The organism is Streptomyces sp. NPDC055078 (assembly GCF_053607985.1).
In genome coordinates, this window is sequence record NZ_JBSGUP010000458.1 from 1 (window position 1) to 6,633 (window position 6,633).

Below are 6,633 nucleotides of genomic sequence, written 5' to 3' on the forward strand. Positions count from 1 at the left end.
GTGCAGCGTCGTTGGCTCGGCTCGTACCTCACCATCCCCAACTCCTCATGCACACCCGCGCCTTGAGCGCGATCGAAGCTCTTGCATTCACAATGTCACAAGGTACGCTGAATGCATGATGACCATCCACAAGCTCAGCGCGGGGGATGGTTACCTGTACTACACGCGTGAGATCGTGACCGGAGATGAACGGCGCTCTGGCCGGCGCGAGCTCAGCGACTACTACACCGCCGAGGGCAACCCGCCCGGTGTCTGGATCGGCACTGGGGCCAGCGGCCTGGGCGTGTCCGGCACCGTCGCAGAGGCACAGATGAAAGCTCTGTTCGGCGAGGGAATGCATCCCGACGCCGACCAGATCATCGAGCAGGCCACAGCCCAGGGGCTGAGCACCACTGCCGCCCTTCGGGAGGCCCGCCTCGGTCGGCGGTACTACCGGTACGAGCAGACCGAGGGACCACTCGCCGCCAAGATCCAGGACACTATCGAGGACTTCGAAACCCGCCAGGGCCGAGAGGCAACGGACACCGAACGCAAAAGTCTTCGCGGCAAGGTCGGTGCCATTGCCTTCCGGGAGGACTTCGGCCGGTCCCCGAAGGACGCCGAGGAACTGAGCCGCTACATCAGCGCGAACACCTCGTGCGACCGGCAAGCCGTCGCGGGGTACGACCTCGTCTTCCGCAACAAGTACGCCTCCATCCTGTGGGGACTGTGCGACGAAGAGACATGCCGTGAGGTAGAGGAAGCCCACGAGCAGGCCATCGCCGACACACTGGAATGGATCGAGCAGAACGCACTGGCGACCCGGACCGGCATCAACGGCATCGCCCAGGAAGACGTCCAGGGGCTGATCGCCGCACGCTACCGGCACTACGACAGCCGGCTTGGAGACCCGCTGCTACACGACCACGTCGTCATCGCCAACAAGGTCCGTGGTATGGACGGCAAATGGCGCAGCGTCGACGGCAAACTGCTGTACGCCATGGGAGTGGCAGCCAGCGAGCTGTACAACCAGCGCGTCATCGAAGAACTCTGCCGACGACTCGGCGTCCAGGCTGAAGAGAGGGAAGTCACCCCCGGCAAGCGGCCCGTCATGGCCATCAGAGGACTCGGCGACGACCTGCTCCAGGCGTTCTCCAAGCGGGCCCACGACATCCGCCGCGACCTCGACAAACTTCTCACCGAGTACCGGAGCCGCCACGGGCGAGACCCTGACATCGGCGCCCGCATGGCGCTCATCCAGCAGGCCGCTCAGCTCTCTCGCCCGAAGAAGAAGAAAGCACGGGCACTGTCCGTTCTGCGATCGTCCTGGCGCTCCGAGGCCACCGCACTGTTCGGCGCAGCAAGGATCGACGGCCTGCTGGAACACCTCCGTCGCGTGGCCCGGGACGGGGTGGCGAGCCGGGATCCCGTTGCTGCCGTGAACGTCGAGGAGGCGGCCCGTGACGTGCTGAACACCGTAGCCGAGGAGCGTACGGTATGGGGCGAGCGTCACGTCCTGGCCGAAGCCCGGCGCCAGGTCGTCCGGCTGACTGGTGGCCGCGGCGACACCCGGGGGCTGGCCGAACGCATCACACAGCAGGTGCTCCAGCAGGGATCGATCGATATCACACCCCCCGATCTCCACCCCCCTTTCGCACCACTGCTGCGGGCGGACGGCACCAGCATCTACCGGCGGCGTGAGTCGCAGCTCTACACGTCGGAGGAGACGCTGGCCGTCGGCTCCCGCATCCTCGAAGCCGCGAGAAGATCCGTCATTCCGGCTCTGGGGCGAGACGCGTTCGCGACAGTCGCCAACCGGTTCATCGGCCCGCCTCTCGACACCGGGCAGCGACGGCTCGCCGAAGCGTTCGCCTGCTCGGAACGGTTACTCGTGCTGGGCTTCGGTCCCGCCGGCTCAGGCAAGACAACCGCGCTCCAGCTGGTACGGGATGCCGTGGCGGCCTCCGATGGCCGCCTGATAGCCCTCGCCCCGTCCAGCCGGGCGGCCAAAGTCATGGAAGCCGAACTCGGGGTACGTGCGCACACCGTGCACCGATGGCTGGCACAACGCGACCGGCTCGCCGAGGGGAGGAAAGTGAAGGACGACTTCACCCTCCGCCCCGGCGACGTCATCGTCGTCGACGAAGCGTTCATGGCCGGCAATCGGCGGATCGCCCGCATCACCGATGAAGCAGAGGCATCAGGTGCTCTGGTCAGGCTCATTGGGGACCCCGCTCAGCTGGGCTCCGTAGAGGCCGGCGGCGACCTGCGACGAGTGGCCAACGAAGTAGGAGCCGCAGGGCTGGAGACCCTGCACCGATTCCAAACGGACGGCGAAGGGCAGGCCAGCCTCGCCCTGCGTCACGCTGATCCGCCCGATGCATGGCGCTGGTACCTCACCGAGAACCGCATCGTCGGCGGGACGCCCGACGCCATGCTCGACGCAGTCTTCACCGCCTGGCAGACCGACACTGAAGCAGGACTGCACGCGCTGATGATGGCGGACGACACTGACGCCGTGCGCGAGCTCAACATCCGCGCCCAGGCATTCCAGCTCGCCTCCGGGAACCTTGACCTGACACGCTCCGTCGCCCTGCGCGACGACCTCCGCGCAGCCGTGGGCGACGTCATCATCACACGGAAGAACCAGTCCCGTATCCCCGTGCGTGGTGGACACGACTACGTCAAGAACGGAGACCAGTGGCACATCGAGAGGCTGGAACCGTCCGGTAACGCGACTGTTCGGCACACCGGGCACGGGGGCCGTGTCGTGCTGCCCGCCCGGTATCTCCGCAGGCACACAGAACTCGGCTACGCGAGTACGGTGCACCGCGCCCAGGGCCTGACCGTGGACATGGCCCACGGTCTGATCACCGCGCGGACCAGCCGGGAGGCGGCGTATGTCATGGTCACCCGCGGCCGTCGTTCCAACTGGCTGTACGCAGCGACCGATGAGAGACAAGGCATGCGCGATGTGCTCGACACGATCGCCCATAGCAGCCGCGCGCAAGTCTCAGCTCACGAGACGATCCGGGCCGAGCAGGAGCGCGTCTACGGCATCGCCCAGCTCGCGGCGGAGTACACAGACGTCCATGCCCGAGCGGTCGGTCACCGCCTCACACGGCTTGCGCGCCGGGTCCTGGGTTCCGCAGCCGAGGCATTCATCGAGTCCGACGCCTGGCCCGCTGTGGAGCGCTCGCTCCGCACCGCCGAATCCGACGGATGGGACGCCGGTACTCTGCTCGCAGCCGCCCATGCGGAACGCGGCTTCGCAGACGCCGAGGACCCTGCCGCCGTCCTGTCATGGCGCATCACCGTCCGCGTAACCGAAGGCCGGGAGGCCGCCGAACGCGCCGCGGAGCGAGAGCAACAGCCTGGTCGAAGCCGCCCGCTCAAGCATCTGGACAACGCTCTGCTGACCCAGCTGCTGAAGCGCGCGGATTCCCTCCGACACCAAGCACTGCAAGAACTCCACCGTGCCGACGCGGCTGTCGCCGGCCAGCCGCGAACCGTCGTCGCGGACGGCCTGCCCCACCCGGCGTGGCCACGCCGTACCTACGGCCATCTCACCCGGGCCGAACTCAGCGGGGCCATCGCCGATGCCCGGCGGTCCATGCGCCGGGCCGCCCTGGAAGGGACGCACGACACCGAACGAACAGCGGCGTCGGACCATGCGACCCTGCGCCGGGAGCAGTGGTTACGGAAGGCCATGCGGCCGGTCGACCGGATGCGGGAAGACTGGCAGCGAGAACCCCGAAAGGGCGCGAACCACACAGCACACCAGCCAGTTCACCTCACGATCCAGGAACTCACCAGCAACTTCCACCGCCAGGAAACTGCCCGCGAACGGCTGCGCCGCGCACAGATCATCGACGACCGCATCCGCGCGGAACGCCGCCTCCGGGAACAGCTCCCCCACGGCCCCGCCCGCGATGCAGACCACACCGGTCCACTCCCCGACTGGCTGGCACCCTCGCATGCCCTGCGGGACACGGACACTCCGGAAGGCTGGCGCCAGCACCTCGTCGAACGGCGGATCGTCCTTGCCCAACGCCTGGAACACAACGGCGCCCTCCTCGCCGCAGAGCCGCCCATGTGGGCTCGCGTCCTCGGACCCGTCCCGCACACAGGAACGGACCTGCGGAACCTGTGGGAACGCACCGCCGCACTCGCAGAAGCCTGGCGTATCCGGAACACCGTGAACGACGACGCAACCGAAGGCATCGGCCCCGCACCCGACGACCCTCACGACGCTCACGCCTGGTCCGTCCTCCAGGCCCGTATCGCAGAGATGGCACGGCGCGCTCACGCTTCGGCCGCTGCCCGCGCCCGGCCCGACAACCCCGACATCGGTGCCCGCATCGCAGCCCAGACCGCGGAGAACCTCCACTACCGGCTACTCGACTCCCGCATCCCCGAACAGGACGACCGGGAAGCACTCACCCGCGCCGCCAACGCGTTCGCCGACATCGCACTGCACCAGGCCATAGAGGACGAAGGCTCACTGGAGCAATGGGTCCGGAACATCCCCACCCCCGACACCGAGGACCCAGAGCAGCAGGCACAGTGGAAGCAAGTCGTAACTGCTTTGGCACTGTGGCGAATGCTCCACCAGACTGAATCCAACGAACCGATAGGAGAATGTCCGGACGAAGCCGAACTTCGCACCCAGTGGACCGAACTGCATGACGCGATGACGCTTTTCCAACGGTCACGCATCCGGCAACGACTGGCCGAGATCGACACCCTGCGTACAGCACAACGTGCTCGCCACGGCCTGTCCACAACAGGCCCGCCAGCGTCCGCACACGCCAATCGACTGGACCGACGAGCGCAACAGAACGCTCAGGACGAACAGCAGCGGCACGGACAGTCCGCGCGCCCATCCGGCCCACACCGGGGACCCGGAGCCTAAGAAGGAGGTAGGGAATCATGGACGGAAACGCGAATAACGGTCTCAGCCACGAGCAGCAGGGAAGGCTGGCCGACTGGCTGGCTGAAAGGGAGGCTCGCCAGGCCGTGCTGGGACACGCCCCACCGGCCAAGGGCACACTCGACCATCGCCTGCGCGCCCTCGACGCCGCATTTGAGACGAGCCCCAACCGGAGCGACAAGCTGGCTGAGGAGAACCACGAACTCCGGCGGACCGTGGAGATCTACGAGGAGGCCATCAGGCAACTACTCAACGGACAGCTCCCAGTTGGTAATCCAACTGGGAGCTAACCCCTCACTCTTTGGTCGAGGTATTTTCCGTTGTCTATTCATTCACACTCTCGGGGGGAGGTCCGCCGATCGGAGTTGAGCGTGCGGCCTTTGGGTACCAACTGCTACCTTCGTACTCTCCACTGCTTGGTGCGAGCCAGGGAAATCATGAGAATTCCTGAGGCAACTCGTGAGTCCGAGGCGTGAGAGCTGACTCAGGACGAAATTCCCGTTCTCTGCAGTGATCAGGCCGCCTGAGGAAGCGGAGATAGTAGTTGACGCTGAATGTGCTCTCCAGTACCACTACGCTGCCGACTTCCTGATCCCGGAGCGGGATGGGTTCGAAAGAGCGCGGGTTGAGTCAGTAGGTTCGGCGCTGGATCCGCGAGCGGCCGAGAGCAAGGTCGGCAATCATGAGAAGTTCACCGGGGTTGTGCACTCCGTAGCGTCGGGCCAGCGTCGCGGCCTGGAGAGGTGTTGGAGGCGCGAGAGCCTCGTCCCGGAGGATCCAGAACCAAGCGCTGAGGGCCACTGCGGAGAGTGGCTGGTGGGACCCGTTAACTTTCAGGTTGAGCCACATCGGCGGGCTGGTGCGTGTCATGTCTTCCTTGTCCGTCACTGCCGGCTTGAGTGTGTGCGACCGCCCAGGGCTGTGAGTCAACGCCCCGTCTAGGACGACTGAGGCAATGCGCCGCGCCGGGTCCGTAGAGTCCGGTGACGGCGGCACCCTGTCGGGTAGGGGCTGCCCGTGCGCCGGTTGGCTCTTTCAGTGCCGAACGGTCAGCCAGCACGAGTGAGTCGTCCTTCTCCGAGGTGGTGACTGGTGGCTGCGAAGACGGCGTGCACCGAGTAGCCGGGTGTTCCGGGCGTGCTGACATCGTGTTCCATGCCGTGGGGGAGCAGGAGAAGGTCGCCCGTCTCGGTGACCAGCTCCAGCGGATCACGGGGTTCGTCTGGCCAGAGGGTCCAGTGTTTCGTGCCGCGCAGTTGGACGACTACTCCGTCCCAGGCGTCGTGGTGGCGCCCGAGGGTGCTGTCTCCGGTGTTCGATTCGTACATGGTGCAGATGACGCGGTGGCGGAGTGCCCGTGCGAGGTGGAGGGCGACGAGGCCGTACCAGCCGTCACTGCGGGCGTCGGCACTTTCATACACGCGGGTTCGGGGCCGCTCCTGGTAGGCGCGGGCCACCGCAGTAGGTGTGACCTCGCGCTGGAAATTCCCTCCGCGGTCCATCAGCGCCACGGTCTGGGTTGACGCACGCTGTTCCCCGACGGGCAGGGGGAGCGTGTGCAGCCATGCCGGGTCCAGCAGTTGGCGACGGTGTGCCGGGACAGCGGCGCCCGCGCCTCCGCCCGCCCACAGTTGCCGGGGGGGGGGTGGGGGGTTAGGCGGGGGCCCCGGCGGGGGGTCAACGTGGGCGCCGGGGGGGGTGGGGGGGTGGGGGTCCCGGGG

General features: G+C 66.9%; 3 protein-coding genes. 2 read left to right on the top strand and 1 reads right to left on the bottom strand.

Annotated features, from left to right (window positions below; translation table 11 throughout):
• Positions 1-115: 115 nt before the first annotated feature.
• Both mobF and ACWF94_RS29210 read left to right on the top strand, forming a co-directional pair.
• Positions 116-4,894, top strand: a complete 4,779-nt coding sequence (gene mobF / locus ACWF94_RS29205) for a MobF family relaxase (protein WP_453494933.1) — start codon at positions 116-118, stop codon at positions 4,892-4,894.
• 17 nt (positions 4,895-4,911) lie between these two features.
• Positions 4,912-5,202 carry a hypothetical protein gene (locus ACWF94_RS29210; RefSeq protein ID WP_453494936.1) on the top strand — a complete coding sequence of 97 codons (291 nt, stop codon included), beginning with the start codon at positions 4,912-4,914 and terminating at the stop codon, positions 5,200-5,202.
• Between the two features lie 759 nt (positions 5,203-5,961).
• Here the strand turns inward: ACWF94_RS29210 and ACWF94_RS29215 are convergent.
• Positions 5,962-6,414 (bottom strand): JmjC domain-containing protein, encoded by a 453-nt coding sequence (locus ACWF94_RS29215; protein ID WP_453494939.1) that lies wholly within the window; start codon positions 6,412-6,414, stop codon positions 5,962-5,964.
• Positions 6,415-6,633: the final 219 nt, after the last annotated feature.

Excerpts from the sequence above, each read along its gene's own strand:
- mobF (WP_453494933.1), top strand. The coding sequence starts at position 116 with ATGATGACCATCCACAAGCTCAGCGCGGGGGATGGTTACCTGTACTAC.
- ACWF94_RS29210 (WP_453494936.1), top strand. The coding sequence starts at position 4,912 with ATGGACGGAAACGCGAATAACGGTCTCAGCCACGAGCAGCAGGGAAGG.
- ACWF94_RS29215 (WP_453494939.1), bottom strand. The coding sequence starts at position 6,414 with ATGGACCGCGGAGGGAATTTCCAGCGCGAGGTCACACCTACTGCGGTG.